Origin of the sequence: Clostridium magnum DSM 2767 (assembly GCF_001623875.1) — a bacterium.
Lineage (GTDB): Bacteria > Bacillota > Clostridia > Clostridiales > Clostridiaceae > Clostridium_AM > Clostridium_AM magnum.
On the sequence record NZ_LWAE01000016.1, the window covers coordinates 88,801 to 107,147 of the forward strand.

At 32.7% G+C, this 18,347-nt stretch carries 16 protein-coding genes; 2 read left to right on the forward strand and 14 right to left on the reverse strand.

The window, feature by feature from the left end:
- Nucleotides 1-35: 35 nt before the first annotated feature.
- The gene (locus CLMAG_RS29095) at nucleotides 36-1,577 is read right to left on the reverse strand and encodes an AAA-like domain-containing protein (RefSeq protein ID WP_066630903.1); all 1,542 of its coding nucleotides are present in this window, start codon (nucleotides 1,575-1,577) and stop codon (nucleotides 36-38) included.
- Between the two features lie 849 nt (nucleotides 1,578-2,426).
- Nucleotides 2,427-3,338 carry a PhzF family isomerase gene (locus CLMAG_RS29100; protein ID WP_066630905.1) on the reverse strand — a complete coding sequence of 304 codons (912 nt, stop codon included), beginning with the start codon at nucleotides 3,336-3,338 and terminating at the stop codon, nucleotides 2,427-2,429.
- A 178-nt stretch (nucleotides 3,339-3,516) separates the two neighbouring features.
- Between CLMAG_RS29100 and CLMAG_RS29105 the strand changes: the two genes are divergently transcribed.
- Complete coding sequence (locus tag CLMAG_RS29105) at nucleotides 3,517-3,858, forward strand: winged helix-turn-helix transcriptional regulator (RefSeq protein ID WP_066630931.1); 342 nt, start codon at nucleotides 3,517-3,519, stop codon at nucleotides 3,856-3,858.
- Between the two features lie 172 nt (nucleotides 3,859-4,030).
- Here CLMAG_RS29105 and CLMAG_RS29110 read toward each other — a convergent pair whose 3' ends face one another.
- The 3 genes from CLMAG_RS29110 to CLMAG_RS29120 form a co-directional block, all read right to left on the reverse strand.
- Nucleotides 4,031-4,474 (reverse strand): hypothetical protein, encoded by a 444-nt coding sequence (locus tag CLMAG_RS29110; protein WP_066630910.1) that lies wholly within the window; start codon nucleotides 4,472-4,474, stop codon nucleotides 4,031-4,033.
- A gap of 772 nt (nucleotides 4,475-5,246) precedes the next feature.
- Entirely contained in the window at nucleotides 5,247-6,617 is a 1,371-nt protein-coding gene (locus CLMAG_RS29115) for an MATE family efflux transporter (protein WP_066630912.1), read from the reverse strand.
- A 198-nt stretch (nucleotides 6,618-6,815) separates the two neighbouring features.
- Nucleotides 6,816-7,871, reverse strand: coding sequence for a sensor histidine kinase (locus CLMAG_RS29120; protein ID WP_066630914.1), 1,056 nt, complete (start codon nucleotides 7,869-7,871; stop codon nucleotides 6,816-6,818).
- A gap of 451 nt (nucleotides 7,872-8,322) precedes the next feature.
- Here CLMAG_RS29120 and CLMAG_RS29125 point away from each other — a divergent pair, with 451 nt between their 5' ends.
- Nucleotides 8,323-9,597 (forward strand): IS110 family RNA-guided transposase, encoded by a 1,275-nt coding sequence (locus tag CLMAG_RS29125; RefSeq protein ID WP_066616512.1) that lies wholly within the window; start codon nucleotides 8,323-8,325, stop codon nucleotides 9,595-9,597.
- Nucleotides 9,598-9,847: 250 nt separating this feature from the next.
- Here the strand turns inward: CLMAG_RS29125 and CLMAG_RS29130 are convergent, their stop codons facing one another.
- From CLMAG_RS29130 to CLMAG_RS29170, 9 genes are all read right to left on the reverse strand, one after another.
- Complete coding sequence (locus CLMAG_RS29130) at nucleotides 9,848-10,537, reverse strand: response regulator transcription factor (protein ID WP_066630916.1); 690 nt, start codon at nucleotides 10,535-10,537, stop codon at nucleotides 9,848-9,850.
- Between the two features lie 53 nt (nucleotides 10,538-10,590).
- Nucleotides 10,591-11,112, reverse strand: a complete 522-nt coding sequence (locus CLMAG_RS29135; RefSeq protein WP_066630918.1) for a PadR family transcriptional regulator — start codon at nucleotides 11,110-11,112, stop codon at nucleotides 10,591-10,593.
- 60 nt (nucleotides 11,113-11,172) lie between these two features.
- Nucleotides 11,173-12,021 carry a sialate O-acetylesterase gene (locus CLMAG_RS29140; protein ID WP_066630933.1) on the reverse strand — a complete coding sequence of 283 codons (849 nt, stop codon included), beginning with the start codon at nucleotides 12,019-12,021 and terminating at the stop codon, nucleotides 11,173-11,175.
- Nucleotides 12,022-12,714: 693 nt separating this feature from the next.
- Nucleotides 12,715-13,206 (reverse strand): hypothetical protein, encoded by a 492-nt coding sequence (locus CLMAG_RS29145; RefSeq protein ID WP_066630409.1) that lies wholly within the window; start codon nucleotides 13,204-13,206, stop codon nucleotides 12,715-12,717.
- 540 nt (nucleotides 13,207-13,746) lie between these two features.
- A complete protein-coding gene (locus tag CLMAG_RS29150; RefSeq protein ID WP_066630920.1) occupies nucleotides 13,747-14,892 on the reverse strand; it encodes an iron-containing alcohol dehydrogenase in 1,146 nt (381 codons plus the stop codon).
- Nucleotides 14,893-15,046: 154 nt separating this feature from the next.
- Nucleotides 15,047-16,207 carry a UxaA family hydrolase gene (locus CLMAG_RS29155; protein ID WP_066630921.1) on the reverse strand — a complete coding sequence of 387 codons (1,161 nt, stop codon included), beginning with the start codon at nucleotides 16,205-16,207 and terminating at the stop codon, nucleotides 15,047-15,049.
- Between the two features lie 18 nt (nucleotides 16,208-16,225).
- Nucleotides 16,226-16,519, reverse strand: a complete 294-nt coding sequence (locus CLMAG_RS29160; protein WP_066630923.1) for a UxaA family hydrolase — start codon at nucleotides 16,517-16,519, stop codon at nucleotides 16,226-16,228.
- 32 nt (nucleotides 16,520-16,551) lie between these two features.
- On the reverse strand, nucleotides 16,552-17,523 hold the full coding sequence (locus CLMAG_RS29165) for a 2-keto-3-deoxygluconate permease (RefSeq protein WP_066630926.1): 972 nt from the start codon (nucleotides 17,521-17,523) through the stop codon (nucleotides 16,552-16,554).
- Between the two features lie 36 nt (nucleotides 17,524-17,559).
- Nucleotides 17,560-18,347, reverse strand: a 788-nt coding sequence (locus CLMAG_RS29170) for a dihydrodipicolinate synthase family protein (RefSeq protein ID WP_066630929.1), incomplete at its 5' end; no start/stop codon positions are given.

Here is an 18,347-nt window from a genome sequence, read left to right on the forward strand (position 1 = left end):
ACCATAATAAAGCAGTTCATTACCTATAATATAAGTTAAACCATCACTTCAAATATTCTTTTTTCCTCTTCTTTGATCCACCCAGCAGTATATTTTTTATTTTTATTAAAGTTAAAAGTTAATAAATATCCTTCTTTTACCCCTTGCTCTATCATATATTCTCCAAGCTGATGTACCCCTTTTTCTCTGTAAACTTCACCATTCCATATTTTAAGTTCTACTATGTACTTTTTATTTCCATAAGTAATTACTACATCCATTCGTTTATTTTTTCTTGTTTGAGGTTCTACAAAGCTAAAGCCTTTTCCATTTAAAATAGGCTTTAAGTATGCTAGAAATATTAGTCTTCCGTTAGTTTCATAAAAGTGTTCATCTTCTTCTCTATACTGTTCATACATAAATTCCTGGAATTTTAATAGAACTTTTTCCATATTTAAATCTTCATCATCTAAGACTTCATTCTTATCTACTTGTGTAAATTTTGCTGCTGTTTCTTGGATATCCTTCTGAGCAATAAGGTAATCATATAATAACATTTCAAAAATCTTATTATTCATAGTAAGCTTACCCTCATATTCTGATAGTATTCCGTACATCAATCCCTTTTCATAAACAAAAGGATTATAAGGAATTTGTTTTCCTTCTACTAATATCTGATAAACTACTGTTTTTATTTCATCATAGTTTTCAATATTTTTAATAACATCATCAAAAAGAGTATTATGTTCATTTAATGTCATTTTGATAGATCTTTCAAGTCCTTTTAATGTCCATTCTCTGCCGAGATATTCATCAATATTTTTACAGAGTCTGCTTACAAGGTAAGGATATCCACTGGTAAAATTTCTTATCGCTTTAGACAAAAGCTTTACATCCATATCTATTTCGCTTTCATTTACATACTCATTAAGCATTGTTTCAATTTCTTCAGAAGAAAAAGACATATCTATCTTAAAGTCTGCAGCTATATTCCAAGGAGAGTTAAAAACTCTATCTTTTTCATCTCTTATTTGAAGTTTAATATTCTTAATATCATTTACTCCACCTAATATAACACTTTTAAAGGTTAAATCTTCCTTTGAAGCCATAGCTAAATATTTATTTCTAAGTACACCTAAAAACTGCATAAATACTCTATTACCACTGCTTTTATCAACTTCATCTATAATTAAAACCATATCATTACCATACTCATCAATCATATCAGTAATATTTTCAGATAAGTCATTAAAATTTCTTGTTTTGTCTGCATAACTTTTTAATTTTTCATATAACTCTTTATTAGTAAATCTAACACTTTTGGCAAATATACTAAATATAATCTCACAGAATTTCTCTTCAGTTTTGAATATATCATCTCCAACGCCTTCAAAACTTGCCTTAATAACAACATATTTTTTGCTTAATTCCTCTACTAATTGATTAAATGTAGTAGTTTTACCAAATTGTCTTGGTCTGTTAACTGTAAAATAAGCTCCTTTATCTACCATTTCAGCAATTTTCTTTACCTTACCATCTATATCAACCATGAAATGTTTTTCAGGTATACATAAACCCGTAACATTAAACTCTTTCATTTAAAATACTCTCCTTCCATGTCCACCTTTTAAAATCCTAACTCTAACTCTCTCTTTAGCAATATCAGGATTCTAAACTCCAATATAACTCATTACAACATAAAACCTTTTCTATCTTACTTTTTCTATGTTTCTAATAATACTTTATTATATTATAGCCCAACAAATTATTAACATAAACAATTTTTTATTAACTCAGTAATATCCTTTGAACTTGAAATAAAAAGAACCATAAGCAGATTAATTAATAAAAAATCCACTTACAGTTCTTCTATAACAGAGCACATAATAATCTAAGTTGCACCACTATAGATAACTTATATCCGATGACTACCCGCTCTAATGCTTTCATTTTATTCAAAATGAAAGTAAAGAGCGGCTACGTCCCTGGATTCGTTCAACTAAGAATCATATGGGTTTGAAAACACATATGATTCGAGTTTCCACTTCATTACCTCACTATGATGTTTCCACCATAATAAAGCAGTTCATTACCTATAATAATGGTTCCTTCGACTATATAAAATATCTACACAGCTATATATAATCTTTCGACTATATATAACCATCTCAACACTCCATATAATCTTAGCTCGACCCTATATCATAAGTTGGAACCTTAATATAATCAATTAAATCGACTATATTAAAGCTTTTCCCCACAATATAGAATCTTCCCTCTGACTATATATAAGCTACTTTCATAACCTATATATAATCGTTGGCCGAATCACATACACCTCTAGTTAGAAGCATATATAACTCTTGGCTCAACTGTTACATACCCTATGCTATTATAATAGCCTTTTTGTGTTCATCATATACTGGAAATTTTTTCAGAAAGGTATTTTAATCATTCAAGGACAATTCGGATTTAAATATTATCACAGCATTACCAGAAACTTTAACTTGTATAGGTTTTTCATCTTCTATTTTTACCTCAACTTCAATAATACCTGGTCGTCCTATAGCTTCACCCTGCTTAGCCTTGAAGCTGAACAAAGAATTATTTTGCTTAACTAGTTTATGATGAACAAGATATGCACCTAAAGGACCATTTGCATTTCCAGTAACAGGGTCCTCATTAATACCTATTGCAGGTGCAAACATTCTGCCATGTATTAGAATATCGCTATCTTTTGAGTTCACTGTAAAAACATAATATCCATTACATTTAATGGTTTCACTTAACTTTGAAAGTGCATTATAATCTGGCTGCAGTGTATTTAAAGTTGCAATACTTTTAATACCGACCATAACCTTGGAATGACCTGTTGAGACAATCTGAATTTCATAGTTTTCCAGCAAATCACTATTTTTTATATTAAGTGCTGCTAAGAGTTCTTCTTTATTTATGCTGTCAATAATATCGCCAAACTCAATTTTACCCTGTGTCATAACAATTTTATAATCCCCATTTTCCTTTACTATATCAACAGGCAAAATCCCAGCACCGGTCTTATGATAAACCCTTGACGTACCTAGTCCATTTTCAATAGCACGGGCATAATGAGCAGCAATAGTTGCATGACCACAAATTGGTACTTCATTTGTTGGGGTAAAAAAACGTACATGAGCATCATACTCATTGCTATTGGAAGAAAAGATAAATGCTGTCTCAGAATTATTAAGCTCTCTAGCAATTCTCTGCATTTCGTCATCAGTTAATCCATCTGCATTTGTTATTACTCCTGCTGGATTTCCTGTGAATTTTTCCTTTGTAAAGGAATCAATTTGATATAAGTTGTATTTTCTTGCCATAACTTACTCCTTAAATATATTATATATTTGCAAATAGCCCTATACTTTCTTAGTTTGTGGTAATTAATACCTATATACTATATAATTAAGTATAGTTTTGCTTGAATGCATATACAAGTACGCACTTATTAGTCAGATACTTACTATTTGGAAAGAAGGATAAGATGTGGATACTGGTATGATTGAGAAATTCCCAAATCAAAAGAAAAGGCAAAAAGATTTTAAATGTTCAATAGGATTTCCAATGACTGTAATCGGAAGTAAGTGGAGAGCAATAATATTATGGCATATACTAAAGACTTATCCTATAAGATATGGTGAGCTAAAAAAATCTATACCTAATATAAGTCATAAGATATTATCTCAAGAACTGAAAAATTTGGAACTGGATAGTCTTATTAAAAGAATTATTTATGCTACAATCCCGCCTAAGGTAGAGTATATGCCTACTGATAGGGGAAAGTCCTTAGAAAATATCCTAACCGAACTATGTCTTTGGGGCAAAAAATATATGGATTGATTTCTACTTCCAGCTCATTTTCTGTAAATCCAAAAAAAGGCAAGGGAACACCTATAATTCCCTTGCCTTTTGATGTTATAATCAGCCGCTATTATTGCATAAAATACTCCGGTATCTACCGGCACATCTTTTACTATAACTGACTTTCCTTCGTGTCTGAGAGTTATAGAATTTAACCATTACTAATACTTTTTTCAACCTTTATAAATTCCGCCTGTTCGATTATTTCTAAATTTTCTACATCAATACTGTTTTGTTCCAAAATGCTTTCTTTAATAACATCATCGCAAACATCAGCTTTAATTAATAATTCTAAGCATCTTGAAACCTTTTTATTGATCATACCTGCACCTAATAAAACAAATGCGATACCCCCATATATACCAATTGGTTCAAATACTCCTGGAAGCAATTGTGCTGGTATTAATTGCTTCATAACAGTAGCAGCAGGATACCCCTGAGCAACATATTGATTAACAGTATCTCTAAACAAGAACACATTATCAACTAATAATCCAACTCCAACAAGTGCTACAACTGAAGCAACAATATATAGAGCCGTTGAAACAGTAAATTTTCTTGATTTTTTAGACATATTTTTATCTTTAAGTTTCATAATAATTTGTCTCCATTTCCACCTTTAAAGGTTATATTATAAATTTCAAGCTACCGCTGGCCTGATATAATTTATGATACTAAATAATTGTCTCATTTATATCTCAATATTGTTAACAATTTATAAACTTCACAGTAAAACGTTGTGAATACTTTAAATACTTTGTTACTAACTTCTTTAAGTTTGTTACAATATGAAATGCTGAAATAAAAAGAACTATAAGCAGATTAATTAATAAAAAATCCACTTATAGTTCTTCATATAAGAGCACACAACAATCTAAGTTGCACCACTATAGATAACTTATATTACCTCACTATAATGTTTCCACCATAATAAAGCAGTTCATTACCTATAATAATGGTTTCTTCGACTATATAAAATATCTACACAGCTATATATAATCTCTCGACTATATATAACCATCTCAACACTCCATATAATCTTAGCTCGACCCTATATCATAAGTTGGAACCTTAATATAATCAATTAAATCGACTATATTAAAGCTTTTCCCCACAATATAGAATCTTCCCTCTGACTATATATAAGCTACTTTCATAACCTATATATAATCGTTGGCCGAATCACATACACCTCTAGTTAGAAGCATATATAACTCTTGGCTCAACTGTTACATACCCTACACTATTATAATAACCTTTTTGTGTTTATCATATACCAGAAATTTTTTCATTTAACTATGGATATATTTAACATTTAATATTTCTCCATCTTCAGGGATAATAATATTAGTATTAATTTAACTTGTTTATTCATTCATAGAGATTTCTTGTAAGCTTTTCCGTCTAATCATAAGCCACATTGTAAGACCAACTATACAAGCCAATCCCTCTGAAACTGTATTAGCCCAAATAACACCATTAACAGTAAATAATAAGTTTCCCAAAATCAGAATAGGAACAAAAAAGATTCCCCTCACAACTGACATAATTGTGGATTGTACACCTGTTCCAAAGGCTTGAAAAATGCTTGTAAAAAGTGCAGAAAGAGCAGCAAAAAGAGTAGAGCAAAGCTGAGCTAGGAGAATTGTTTGTCCAATGGCAATGACCTTAGGATCAATGCTAAAGATACCAATTATCTGTGCTCTCAGTACAAATAGAATCATAGAAAGCGCTAATGTGATGCCCACCATATATAGTACGACTTTTTTTATAATTTCCATCAAGCGCTCCTGATTCTTTGCTGAATAGGCAAATGCAATCAAAGGTACTGCTCCCATGGAAAAGCTCATACCAATAAAATCCACAGCCTGAACAACTCTTTGCGCAATACCAAGCCCTGCAACAACACTGTCCCCATAGAGAGTAGAATAATTATTAAATAGTAAGCAAGTTACTGCCATAAAACAATCAAGCAAAAATGCTGACACACCAACTTTAAAAATATTTATATAAATCTCTCTACTCCATTTAAAATCTTTAATAGACACACTCTGAACAGAACTTTTCTTTTGAAGATAATAGATGAAATAAGCTACAGATAGTATGTTACCAATCACAGATGCCAAGGCTGATCCCGTAACCCCCAGGTGAAAACTAAAAATAAAAACCGGATTCAATATTATGTTGATTATAATGCCAAGTAGCATCCCAATCATTGAGTCAGTGGATGCCCCTTCTGCACGAACAATTTCCCCTAGTGAAAAACTGCCAATAACAAATGGAGCCCCAATAACAAACACCTTAATATAATCTCTTGTGTACAGCAGTGTATCACCTCTTGCTCCTAAAAGGTGTAAAAGAGGAGTTAGCAGCGGCACACATATGCCCATAAACATAATTCCAGCTATCATGGATGACCAGAAATTTACGGAAGAAACTTTTTTTATTTCATCTACATTGTCTTCACCTAAAAGTCTAGAAACATATGTCCCTGAACCTACTGCAAATAGCTGCCCAAGTGCCATGAGTATTACCGAAAAAGGTAATGCTAAGGTAACTGCTGCCATCATAGCTGTATTTTCAAGTTTACCAATAAAAAAGGCATCCGTGATATTATAAATAATGTTAGCAATTAGACTCAGCATCATTGGAATAACCATATGCATAATTGCTTTAGAAACAGGTGCTTTTTCAAGATAGTATAGAGATTTTTGATCTACATTTTCCATGTTTTCCATATAAAAAACTCCTTTCCCGTTGTGTGAATAACAAATTGGAACTTTAAAATAATATTATTTCTAAATCCTGTTTGTTTTCTACAAGCACAGTATATGACTGCAATTTAAACCGAACTTAAATGGAGTTTAAACGCAATGTAAACAAAAAGAAAAACCACAGTCCGTTAATTCAGACTGTGGTAATTGACATATTAGTTTCTATTTAGGTAACAAAACAGTAAATTCCGTACCTTTTCCAATTTCACTGGTAAGAGATATTTTTCCTCCATGTAAATCAATAATCTTTTTTACTATTGAAAGTCCAAGTCCGTTGCCGCCCAAAGAACGGTCACGGGATTTATCTGCTTTATAAAACCGCTCGAAAATTCGCTGCTGATCTTGCGGTGAAATACCTATACCCGTATCGGAGATTTTACATTCAATTGCGTTCTCATTGCCTAATAAGCTAACGGCTATACTACCGTTTTTTGGTGTAAATTTAATAGCATTATGAAGCAAATTTATAAATACCTGACTTAATAAATCCTCATCACCGCATATTATAGTTTCCTGAAGAGAGACGTCAAGTGTGATACCTTTCGCCGACCACTGCGGTTCTAGCATGAGTAAAATACTTTCAATTTGCTTGTCTATTTGATATTTCTTTAAGTTTAAATTATGATCTTCCGATTCCAAATTAGATAATCTTAATAAATTTTCACTTAGTTTGGATAATCGTTTGCTTTCGGTTTCTATTATATTGGCATAGTGTGATATTTGGCTCTCGCTTAAATTTCCTTTTCTCAGTAGTGCCGCAAACCCTGAAATAGATGTTAACGGTGACTGTATTTCGTGGGATACATCTGATATAAAATCTTGCCGCAGTTTTTCCAAAGAACCCAGCTCTTTTGCCATTCTGTTGACATTGTCTGCCACCTCATTAAAAGGGTCCAGTTCGTTTGTTTTAACAAGCACATTGAAATCACCGGAGGCTATCTTGTTCATGGCTTCAATAGCTCCGCTCAATGCTTTAAAACGTGAAAGGTCAAATTTTCTATCTTTATTAGCGAAGCGCCAGTGCAAATAGAAATATATTTTCAAGCTCAGAAAATATATCACAGTAGAAAGGAAACTTTGAACAATAAAGATTAGATATGAAGGGATAATTTCTGATTGACTGAAAACAGATATGCAAATATAATATCCACTGGTAATGCCAAGTAATGTTGTAAGAAAAATTAGTATTGCTGAAACAAAAGGCCAGTTTCCTCTCACTTCGCTTCCTCCTCGTATAATAAGTTTATAGCAGTTATTTACTGCCTATAAACTTATTTATTTTTTATATTTTGTATAGATTAAGAAAGCATCTCAATTTTTCTAGTGGGGATTCTCCCAATTCAGTATTGCTGATTCTTATACTTTCCGATCTATACTGTTTTAACCTACTATTTATTAAAGGATTTTCTAATGCTAAAATAGTCATAACGGAACTTTAGCGAAGGTTACTGCTGTATTCCTCCTGCAAAACACATTGTGTTATTGCCTGTAAAGCTTGCAGCCTGACCAAAGTATCATATTCTGCTTACACAAATGTTGCATCTCCTTTCGCAGCCACCAGCAAGGTTTTGCGTCTGGATGAATGCTAATTACGCGAGGTTGCAGTTAGTACTTTGGATTAGGATAATCCTTTCTAATTTCCTCATTATTTTTGAAAGGTGGTGATTTCATGAAGAAATTAGATTACTTATCAACTCTATTTGTTGGTATCGATATTGGTGCGAGACAAAATGTTGTCTCTGCTATTAATTTTGAACAGGAATTCTTGATTAAGATGAAACCTGTTCCTAATACGCAATTTGGTGCAGAGCAACTTGAATCCATGCTTGTTAAGGTTTTAGAAAACAATACTTTTAAAGCTGTTATAATCGGCTTAGAATCTACTTCCTTTTATGGAGTACATATAGCCAATTTTTTATCTGCTAGTGAAAAACTTATGACTTACAAACCTTATGTTTACTGCTTGAATCCTAAGGAAGTTGCTAACTACAAAGAATCCTTTAATTCTCTTGATAAAAATGATGGCATTGACTCTTTTGTTATTGCTGACTTTGCAAGAGTTGGCAGAATTCATATTGAACCTTGGCGTGGTTCTCAATATCTTGCTCTGCAAAGACTTACAAGGCACAGACTTCATATTGTTGAATGCTTAACTAGAGAAAAAACTTACATGTTATCCAATGTATTTCTTAAGTTCAGCGAATTTGCATTATTACAGGGAGAAGATCATCCTTTTTCTAATAAATACGGTGCTACCGCATCTTCAATACTTACTGAATTTCTATCTTCCGAAGATATTGCAAATACATCAATTGAAGAACTTGTTGACTTCGTCAATAGAAAAAGTCGGAAAAGGATTTCTAATCCTCAGATGACTGCTGAAATTTTGCAGCAAGCTGCACGTAATTCATACCGTCTTGATAAATGTTTGTATGAGCCATTAACAACCTCTATTGCTTGTTCTTTCAACTGTATTCAGGCTTTTGATAAAGAACTTAAAGGTATTAACAAAGCCATTGAAAAAGCTGTTATGGGAATGAATCCTGTGGAATACAAAATATTAATGTCTATTCCTGGTTTTGGCCCTGTTTACTCCAGTGGCATTCTTGCTGAATTAGGAAGTGTGCATGCATTTCCTAGTAATGATGCTATTGCTAAATACGCTGGCATCGTGTGGAAAGAAAATCAATCTGGAGGTTTTAAAGCTGAAAATACACCTATGAACAAAGCTGGTAACCGTTATTTACGCTATTATCTCATAGAAGCTGCAGGAAGTGTTGTTTGCCATATTCCTGAATATCAAGAGTTCTATCAGAAGAAATTTGCTGAAGTAACTACACATCAGCACAAACGAGCACTCGCGCTAACATCTCGTAAACTTATTCGTATGATTTTTGGATTGCTGGCTAAAAATCAGCTCTACTCTTCAAATAGAGTAGATTAATCTATATAAATTATACGAACATACTTTCTCATTGGACTGTATGTTTATTAAGGTTACCCATTTTTAAAGAAATCATTTGATTTTCTTTTCATTTTGTTCTTGACATATTACCAAATTGCTTTTAGTCGGAAACACGGGGTAATTTAACCCGTTCGCTCCCCTTCGGGCACGGGGTAAATTAACACGTTCGCTTCCGCTCACAATTTACCCGACAAAGTTCATTTAGAACTTTGTCCTCACAAATTACCCGTCAAAGGTCATTTAGACCTTTGACCTCCAATCTGTAACCAAGTCCCCTAATAGTAGTAATTTTGAACTTGTAAACATCAGACGGAAATTTCTCTCTAAGACGATTTATATGAACGTCAAGTGTCCGTTCATTTCCTTCAAAATCAAGACCCCAAACCTCTTCAATCAACCGGTTACGAGAAATGGTTTTACCTGGATAACTTCCAAGCATGAATAGAAGTTCAAATTCTTTCATGGGTATATCGCATTTTTCATTGTTGCTAATGACAGCATAACTACTTTTATCCATGACTAAATCACCAATATTAATAGTCTGTGAAGTAACTACTTTATAACGCCTCAGAAGTGCTTTTATTCGAACAAGCAGCTCATCAACCTCAAAGGGTTTTGTTAAATAATCGTCTGCACCAAGTTCAAAGCCCTTTACTTTTTGGGAAAGTTCGCTTTTGGCGGTCAGCATTAAAATTGGCATATCCTCATAATATCTACGTACTTGTTTGCAAAATTCGTAGCCGTCCATTTGTGGCATCATAATGTCAAGAACACAAAGGTCTATTTTTTCCTCTCCAAGTTTTTGTAAAGCATCCCTGCCGTTTACAGCTTCAGACACAGAAAATCCGTCGTTTTTCAATACTGTACAAATTAGTTCTCTTATATATCCGTCATCATCTATAACTAAAACCTTATTCAAATCTATCACCCTCTTTTTATAAGCATACACTATGAATGTAAACACAATATAAACTAATTTTCATTTCTTATATCTTTTAACAGTCCTTCAAACCATTGAACATTTACTAAGTGATGAGAACGTGAATTTTCCAACATTTTTCTAAAATAAGTGGGGATAGTTTCATTATGCTCAAGAGATTCTTCTAATAAAAAAATTTTCTGTTTAGTTTGTTCGATTTGTATTTCTATTAGCTTTTTTAGTTCCTCGCTTTTATATTCATTAGCAAATAGCATTGCTGCATAAAAAGATAAATTTACATACTCAGTCTTAGAGCCATACTTATACATCAATTTTTCAAATTCTTTATCCCCTAGTTCAGTGATGATATAATTATGTGTTTCTCTAGTATTGTCTAGTTGGTCAATTTTTTTAATATATTGTTTTTCTTCTAATTGTTGAAGATTATAATAGAATGACCCTTTAGTGAAGTTCACTATATATTTATAGTGTCTCTCTTCCATTAAGGCTAATAATTCGTATCCGTAAGAGCCTGGGTTTTGTTTTAATAAACCTAAAATTAGTAATGGTATCAAAAAAACATCTCCTTTATGTTTTTCAAAATTATATTAATAGTTAGTTCATAATTATAAGGCTTAATCATTGTTGATTTGCATGACTTGAGATGCAAATTCATCATATGATATTTTTCCCAATGCAAAATCTATACTTTTTATATATATCTTTTCTCCTTTGGTATGTGTTCTGGCATAATTTAAATTTAGCAATTCATTTTCATTAATTAATGGCTTCAATACATGTTGCCTATTGGAAAAGGCTTCAAAATATCGTAAACCAAATTTTCTTTGAGAAATTGCATCAATATGAATACCATCAGGGTTAGAAGTTAAACCTGAAGCAGTGACAAAGTAACAATTATCTTGTTCAAAAGCAAATTTTTGTAACTCTTGATTAATGAAATTATATTCAGTACAGCCTTTTCCAAATCCTTCTTTGCCTAAAAAATCTCCTAAGCCACCAATAATAACTGGAATATCTGGAGCATTCAACTCCTTTCTAAGAGCTTCAATAATTAAAAGTAACTTTTTATAATATACTTTGTAGTTACCATTAACACTATCACTTTCTCCTTGATGCCATAGAATCCCTGTTAACTCACTACTTTGCATAGCAAATTTAGCTTCAGTTATTGCATGTCTAAAAAGCACTTCATCTACAGCCCACTCATCCAGTGAACTTCCACCTTCAGCACAAGGGATTAAGCCAATAATATCTTCTTGATTTTGACGACACCATGCATCTGAAAATGAACCCGCTAAACTTATTCCCGAAACAGGACGGTCATAATTGATGGGCTCAGTCATCATTTGCCATCTACCATTACGCAACATTTGTATTCTTTCATTATAAATCGGGGGTACTTCATGAATAAACCCCCGTCCAGCCATATTTGACTGTCCTAACATTAAAAACGATTTAACCACTTTTTTCATCCTCTCTTTTATCCGATGACTACCCGCTCTAATACTCCCATCTTTTTCAAAGCGTACGTTGCGAGCGGCTATGTCCCTGGATTCGTTCAACTAAGAATCAGATGGGGTATGAAACTCCATCTGATTCAAGTTTCCACTTCATTTAATATTTATGAAGAAATGTTTCCAATTCTCAATAAATACTAAGTAGTTACTTATTTAATTCATTGATTCAGTAAATTTTCTTAGATATCAAAAACCACCAAATTTATCATTAGTCTAATTAGACTAATGATACTTAAATATTATAGTTTAATTAGACTAATTGTCAACTATATTTTTTCAGAAGTAGAGTAAAAATATAGTTTAGACGATGCTGAGACATATTCATTGCTATCTCCTCCTCTGTTTTTGCCTGCTAAAAGCTTAGAATTCTTTTTGCCTAAAGCAAAAAAGCCGTAAATGAATACACGTTCACTTACGACCTAAAAGTCTTTGACTTATATATTCAAATCGTTCCTTCTGATCTTCTTTGATTTTACAAAAACTGATTATATTCCAAGCATTCTTAAAATACACATCCAAATCTACCTCTACTTACTTTTAATAGTTTCTGCAAAAATTAGCAGACTTAATTCATCATATTTTACTAATGGCTAACTATCGTAGTTACACCATTAGTAAGCAAAATAAGAAGATTCCGAACTACCCCAAATAACTATCTGAAGAAATGTAGGAAATAGTATATTTATCACCAAGTTCCTTTTGTACCTTCTTTAATAGTTCTAGGCCATTTTTGTTGTGCTTCTGTGAGACTTCATAGATATATTCAGATTCATCAAGAACTGTTTTTGAATAGTCATCAATCCAATTCATAGTGTCATCAAACCAAAATCCTTCATTATACATAAAATAATCATCACTCTGCCATAAAGTATAATCTGAAATATTATCTATTTCATATGCTAATCCATGCTCTCTAAACTCATATAATTTAACTACACCATGTTCTTCCAAAATTGATTTTATGAAACTTATCTTTACCGACTTATTAATATACTCTGAATCAAAAGAAATGACATCATCCCTAGTACATTTTTCAAGTGGATACCAATAACGTTTTTCTATATCCCATGTGGATTTTAGTTTTTCTAAAATGTACGTTTTCTTTATATTATTTAACTTGTTTTTTATCATATTATCCTCTCTTTTGCTTCGTCTTATTTTACAAGTCAGTCATAACTATTTCAAGTATATCATGAAATTTTTTGTAACCAATCATTTTTATAAGGATAAAATGGTAATTGCCGTTCCTTATAATCATCATCTAGTTAATAGAGATTTTTCAAGGTATTACTTTTATATCATCTCTTGTTAGCGAAACTGCACTAATAAATAAAGAAATTTCTATTTTAAAAACTACTCATCAATATATTCGTAACTTTTCATATATTTTACAAAAGGGAATCAGTCACTCAAAAGGTACACTAGTATTTATAGACATGTTAAAAAATTATATAAAGAGCATAGGTACCTATAATTAAAACATTATAAGTACCTATGGTTTAGATTTATTATAATTTAATTTTAAAATATCTTAGCTAAGCTAAATTCAAAAACAAATCTTGCAACTATGTATTGGGAAAATTTCGATAGAGACAAACATATAACTTTAATTGACGGATCACACTTAATATATTGGTTTAAGGAATATGGATACGATGTGAGAATTTGTTATTATGCAATCTTCTTAAATAGCTTAATTAATTTTTCTTTATCAAAGAATACAGGGTTAGCACCTGCGCAAGCATCCTTCATAGCAAACTCAGCCAGCTTATCAAAGTCAGGGTTATCCACTCCAACTTCCTTTAGAGACTTAGGAATACCAACCTCTTCGGAAAGAGCTTTAATCCTACCAATTACAAAATCAACACACTCTTCATCAGATTTGCCTACTATATTCATACCAATAACCTGTGCAATTGGGCGGAATTTAACTGGTGCAACCTTAGCATTTTCCTCCTCAACATAAGGAAGAAGCATTGCATTACATACACCATGTGGTAAGTCATATAGTCCTCCTAACTGATGTGCCATAGCGTGAACATTTCCTAGTCCAGCATTACTGAAAGCAATACCATTTAAGAAGCAAGCGTAGCACATCTGCTCTCTAGCCTCAATGTCGCTACCATCTTTAACAGCCCTCGGTAAGAAGTTAAAAATCTGCTTGATTGCATAAAGCGCAGTAGAATCAGTAATATCATATGCACCCTTAGCAACCACTGCTTCAATAGCATGTGTCAATGCATCCATACCTGTAGCAGCTGTTAAACCAGCTGGCTTACCTATCATTAATTCTGGGTCATTTATAGTCATGGTAGCAAGAGAGTTTGTATCAACCATAATCATCTTTACATGACGCTCTTCATCAGTAATAACATAGTTAATAGTAACTTCTGCAGAAGTACCAGCTGTAGTTGTTACAGCAACTATAGGAAGACATTTCTTAGTTGTCTTGTTTACTCCTTCATAGTCCTTTGTAACCCCGCCGTTTGTAGCAAGGATAGAAATTGCCTTACCACAGTCTTGAGGAGAACCTCCACCAATAGTAATAACAATATCACAGTTTTCTTCTTTAAGAATCTTTAGACCATTGTTTACATTATTTACAGTTGGGTTAGGCTTCACATCGTTATAAATAACATATGCAACTCCGATTTCCTCTAACATGTCAGTTACTTTTTTAACAGTTCCATTAGAAGTAAGAAACTTATCACTAACAATAAACGCTTTCTTCGCTTCTAAAGATTGGATTGGTGCTTTTGCCTCTGCAAGACAGCCCCTTCCAATAAGGTTAATTGGTGGAACGTAATAAATACTCATAATAAATATTCTCCCTTTAATTCTTATTTGCTAACTGTTTATTAATTATCTAACACAAGTAATAAATAGTTTAATTTTTATAAATAAGACTGTTAAAATCTAATTTCACAGTTAACAGTCTTACCTTATAGACCATTATTATGGTTTGCTTCCGTTATACGTAGTTACATACTCTGCTTATAGCAATGTCATTAAATCCAAGAGCCTCAGCCTTTACAACTTTTCCATTTGCAACATCCACTATTTCCTTTAAAAGCTCTTCTCCCATTTCCTCTACGCTTTTAGTACCTGCTATTACTGGACTTGCATCGAAATCCATGTTTTCTTTCATCTTTTCATAAGTTATCTTATTAGCAGTCATCTTTAAAACTGGAGCTAACGCATTTCCTGTTGGTGTTCCTCTGCCTGTTGTAAATACTACCATTTGAGCTCCACCAGCCACTAGTCCTGTAACTGAAGCTATGTCATATCCTGGAGTATCCATTATAACAAGTCCTTTTTTGCTTGGACCTACACCATAGTCTGTAACTTCAACTATTGGTCTATTTCCACCTTTGTGTATACATCCTAATGATTTTTCTTCTAATGTAGTTATTCCACCTGCTTTATTCCCTGGAGAAGGATTACCATTTCTTAAATTTTCTCCAGCATTCTTTAAGTGTTCTTCATATCTCTTAATTATATGGTAAATTTGTTCCTTTATTTCTGGAGTAGCTGCTTTTTCAGCTAGTACATGTTCTGCACCTATAAACTCTGTAGTCTCGCATAGAATTGAAGTAGATCCTAAATCAACTAATCTATCGCTTGCATTACCAAGCACTGGATTCGAAGCTAATCCGGATGTTGGATCTGAACCACCACAATTAGTTGCAACAATTAGCTCTGATAGCGGAAACTCTTCTCTTTGTAACATTGAAGCTTCCATAACAAATTGTCTTGCATACTCTACACCCTTCTTTATAGTTGCAGTAGTACCACCTTCTTCTTGTATAACTATACTAACAAGTGGTTTATTAGTCTTTGACTTTATCAATTCATACATATCATTTGGTTGAGCGTTTTCACATCCAAGTCCAACTAAAACGGTTCCATAAACATTTGGATTTGCAGCAAGCCCCGATAATATATCCATTGTTATCTTTAAATCACCTTCAACCTGAGCACATCCATTTTGATTTATGATGTGTACTGCCCCTTGAACTTGGTTAGCTATTATTCTTGCAGTTTCACTTGAACATGCACAAGTTGCTAATACTAATACATGATTTCTTATACCTACTTTTCCATCTGGTCTTCCATATCCTAAAAAATTCATAATTAATTCCTCCCTTTATTAATCTTCTAATAGTTCACGAATACCTGTAATATTATGAGTGTGTAAATGTTGTCCTTTTTTTATATCCTGAGTAGCTTTTCCTATGACTTGTCCATATTTATAAACCAAGTCTCCCTCTTTTATGTCAATAATAGCAAACTTGTGGTATATAGGAACATTTTGTACTATGCTCACTGTTTTTATTTCATTATCAACTTTAAATCTGGCAATATCCCCCTCTTTTAATTCTTCAGTTACTACTGCAACACTATCATTTTCGCTTATTAATAATGAATTAATATTATTTTCCATTTATATCTTCCTTTCTTTTTCCTTATTTTTACTTATAGTGCAATTTCAGCTGCATTTTTTTCAAATTTAGGTGCTCCATACTTCTTTGCTATCCAATCAACAAAAGGTGGTACTATAAGAGCTGTTATAACAACAGCTGCCGCTATTTGTGCTGTTGCTGATGCAACAAATGGCTTAAGTGTTGGATCAACTAATGCAAGTGCTGCTGGACTCGCAATTGTGTTTCCTGCTGCACTTGCTATGGCAGCCCCTGCATATCCAGGTCTTCTACTGATGAGTTTGTCACCTAGAATAGCAAATCCTCCTCCAATAATAAATATCATTGCTGCTAATAACACTCCGCTAAATCCTGCTTTAACAATAGTAAAGAAGTTTATGCCTGCTCCTAGTGCAAATCCTATGAATGGTATTACTAAACCTACTCCTGGTGCAAAGAACTTTCTTATGTCTGTATCTAGATTTCCTAGTATACATCCAATTATTAGAGGTACTATAGCTGCAAATAGTGACATCACCGGTATATTAGCCATACCTGAAACACCAAATGTTAAAAGAGCCAAGAAGGGACCATCATGAATATTCATGATACTTTGTGCTGCAAGATCTTTAGAATCTCCATACTCACCCATTAAAGCAAGATATAGGCTTCCATTAGCCCCTGTAACAGAGCAAATTATTGCTAAAGTTGATACTCCCAAAATTCCTGCTGGGCCAAATACTTTGGCGATAAGAATACCAAGTATTGCACCTGCTGCATATTTTGATATAAGTAAAACACTCCCTCTTTTGATTGCCTCTGGCGCCTCATTCAGCTTTAACCCCGTACCTATAAAGAATAACTGCATACCTACTATTGTAGCTGCTGCTGCATTTGAAAAAGTAGCTGTAGTAAAAGAACCAATCTTTAAAGCACCTGGCGCAAAAGTATTAATTAATGCTCCTAGTATTAGTGGAACAACCATCATTCCACCAGGAACTTTTTGAATTGTTTTCATTATTTTCATAGACTCTTTCTCCCCTCTTATAATTACATCTTATTTTTATATAGCTTTTACTTTTATAAGAATTTCTTTAATTTCTTCTACTTGGCTATTACTTAATGTTGTAGCCGGACTTTTGCAAATTGGCTTTATATCGTATCCTGTTAACATTTTTGCTGTTTTAATTGCTGGAATAAAAAAGTCTGATACTGTATAAATACCCATTAAAACATTTACATCTCTTTGTAATAATTCAAGTGTCTCAAAATCTCTTTCAGTATATGCTTTATAAAGTTTTTCAAATTTCTGTGGAACTATATTAGATAATCCGCCGATAAGTCCGTTTCCACCTGCAAGCAAGTTAGGAACAAAATATTCATCAAAACCTGAAAACACTGCAAAATCTTTTAGTTCTGATTTAACTATATTTATTAATTGTCTTGTATGGCTAATATTGTCTACTGTATCTTTGATTCCTACAATATTTGTGAATTCTTTTGCCAATTTCAAAACAAGCTTAGGATCCATACTTACTGCTGTTCTATCTGGGAAATTATAAAGAACTATTGGCAGTTTCGTATTTTGTGCTATTTCAGAATAATAATTATAGAGACTATCATCGCTTAGTTTGAAGAAATAAGGTGATATAATTAATGCTGCATCTGCTCCTTCGTTATCAGCAAAATTTGTTAACTCTATAACCTCATCTACTACAGTACCACCGGTTCCAATTAAAACTGGCACTCTCTTATCTACAGTTTTAATAACAAATCTTATAAATTCTTTTTTCTCTTCCATTGTAAGTGCGAATATTTCACCTATGCTTCCCAGAAATACAAGTCCATTTA

What these genes read in the sequence shown, in the direction of transcription:
- CLMAG_RS29160 (WP_066630923.1), bottom strand. Translation starts at nt 16,519, where the DNA reads ATGGAAAATAATATTAATTCATTATTAATAAGCGAAAATGATAGTGTT.
- CLMAG_RS29155 (WP_066630921.1), bottom strand. Translation starts at nt 16,207, where the DNA reads ATGAATTTTTTAGGATATGGAAGACCAGATGGAAAAGTAGGTATAAGA.
- CLMAG_RS29095 (WP_066630903.1), bottom strand. Translation starts at nt 1,577, where the DNA reads ATGAAAGAGTTTAATGTTACGGGTTTATGTATACCTGAAAAACATTTC.
- CLMAG_RS29145 (WP_066630409.1), bottom strand. Translation starts at nt 13,206, where the DNA reads ATGATAAAAAACAAGTTAAATAATATAAAGAAAACGTACATTTTAGAA.
- CLMAG_RS29100 (WP_066630905.1), bottom strand. Translation starts at nt 3,338, where the DNA reads ATGGCAAGAAAATACAACTTATATCAAATTGATTCCTTTACAAAGGAA.
- CLMAG_RS29105 (WP_066630931.1), top strand. Translation starts at nt 3,517, where the DNA reads ATGATTGAGAAATTCCCAAATCAAAAGAAAAGGCAAAAAGATTTTAAA.
- CLMAG_RS29110 (WP_066630910.1), bottom strand. Translation starts at nt 4,474, where the DNA reads ATGAAACTTAAAGATAAAAATATGTCTAAAAAATCAAGAAAATTTACT.
- CLMAG_RS29115 (WP_066630912.1), bottom strand. Translation starts at nt 6,617, where the DNA reads ATGGAAAACATGGAAAATGTAGATCAAAAATCTCTATACTATCTTGAA.
- CLMAG_RS29150 (WP_066630920.1), bottom strand. Translation starts at nt 14,892, where the DNA reads ATGAGTATTTATTACGTTCCACCAATTAACCTTATTGGAAGGGGCTGT.
- CLMAG_RS29125 (WP_066616512.1), top strand. Translation starts at nt 8,323, where the DNA reads ATGAAGAAATTAGATTACTTATCAACTCTATTTGTTGGTATCGATATT.
- CLMAG_RS29165 (WP_066630926.1), bottom strand. Translation starts at nt 17,523, where the DNA reads ATGAAAATAATGAAAACAATTCAAAAAGTTCCTGGTGGAATGATGGTT.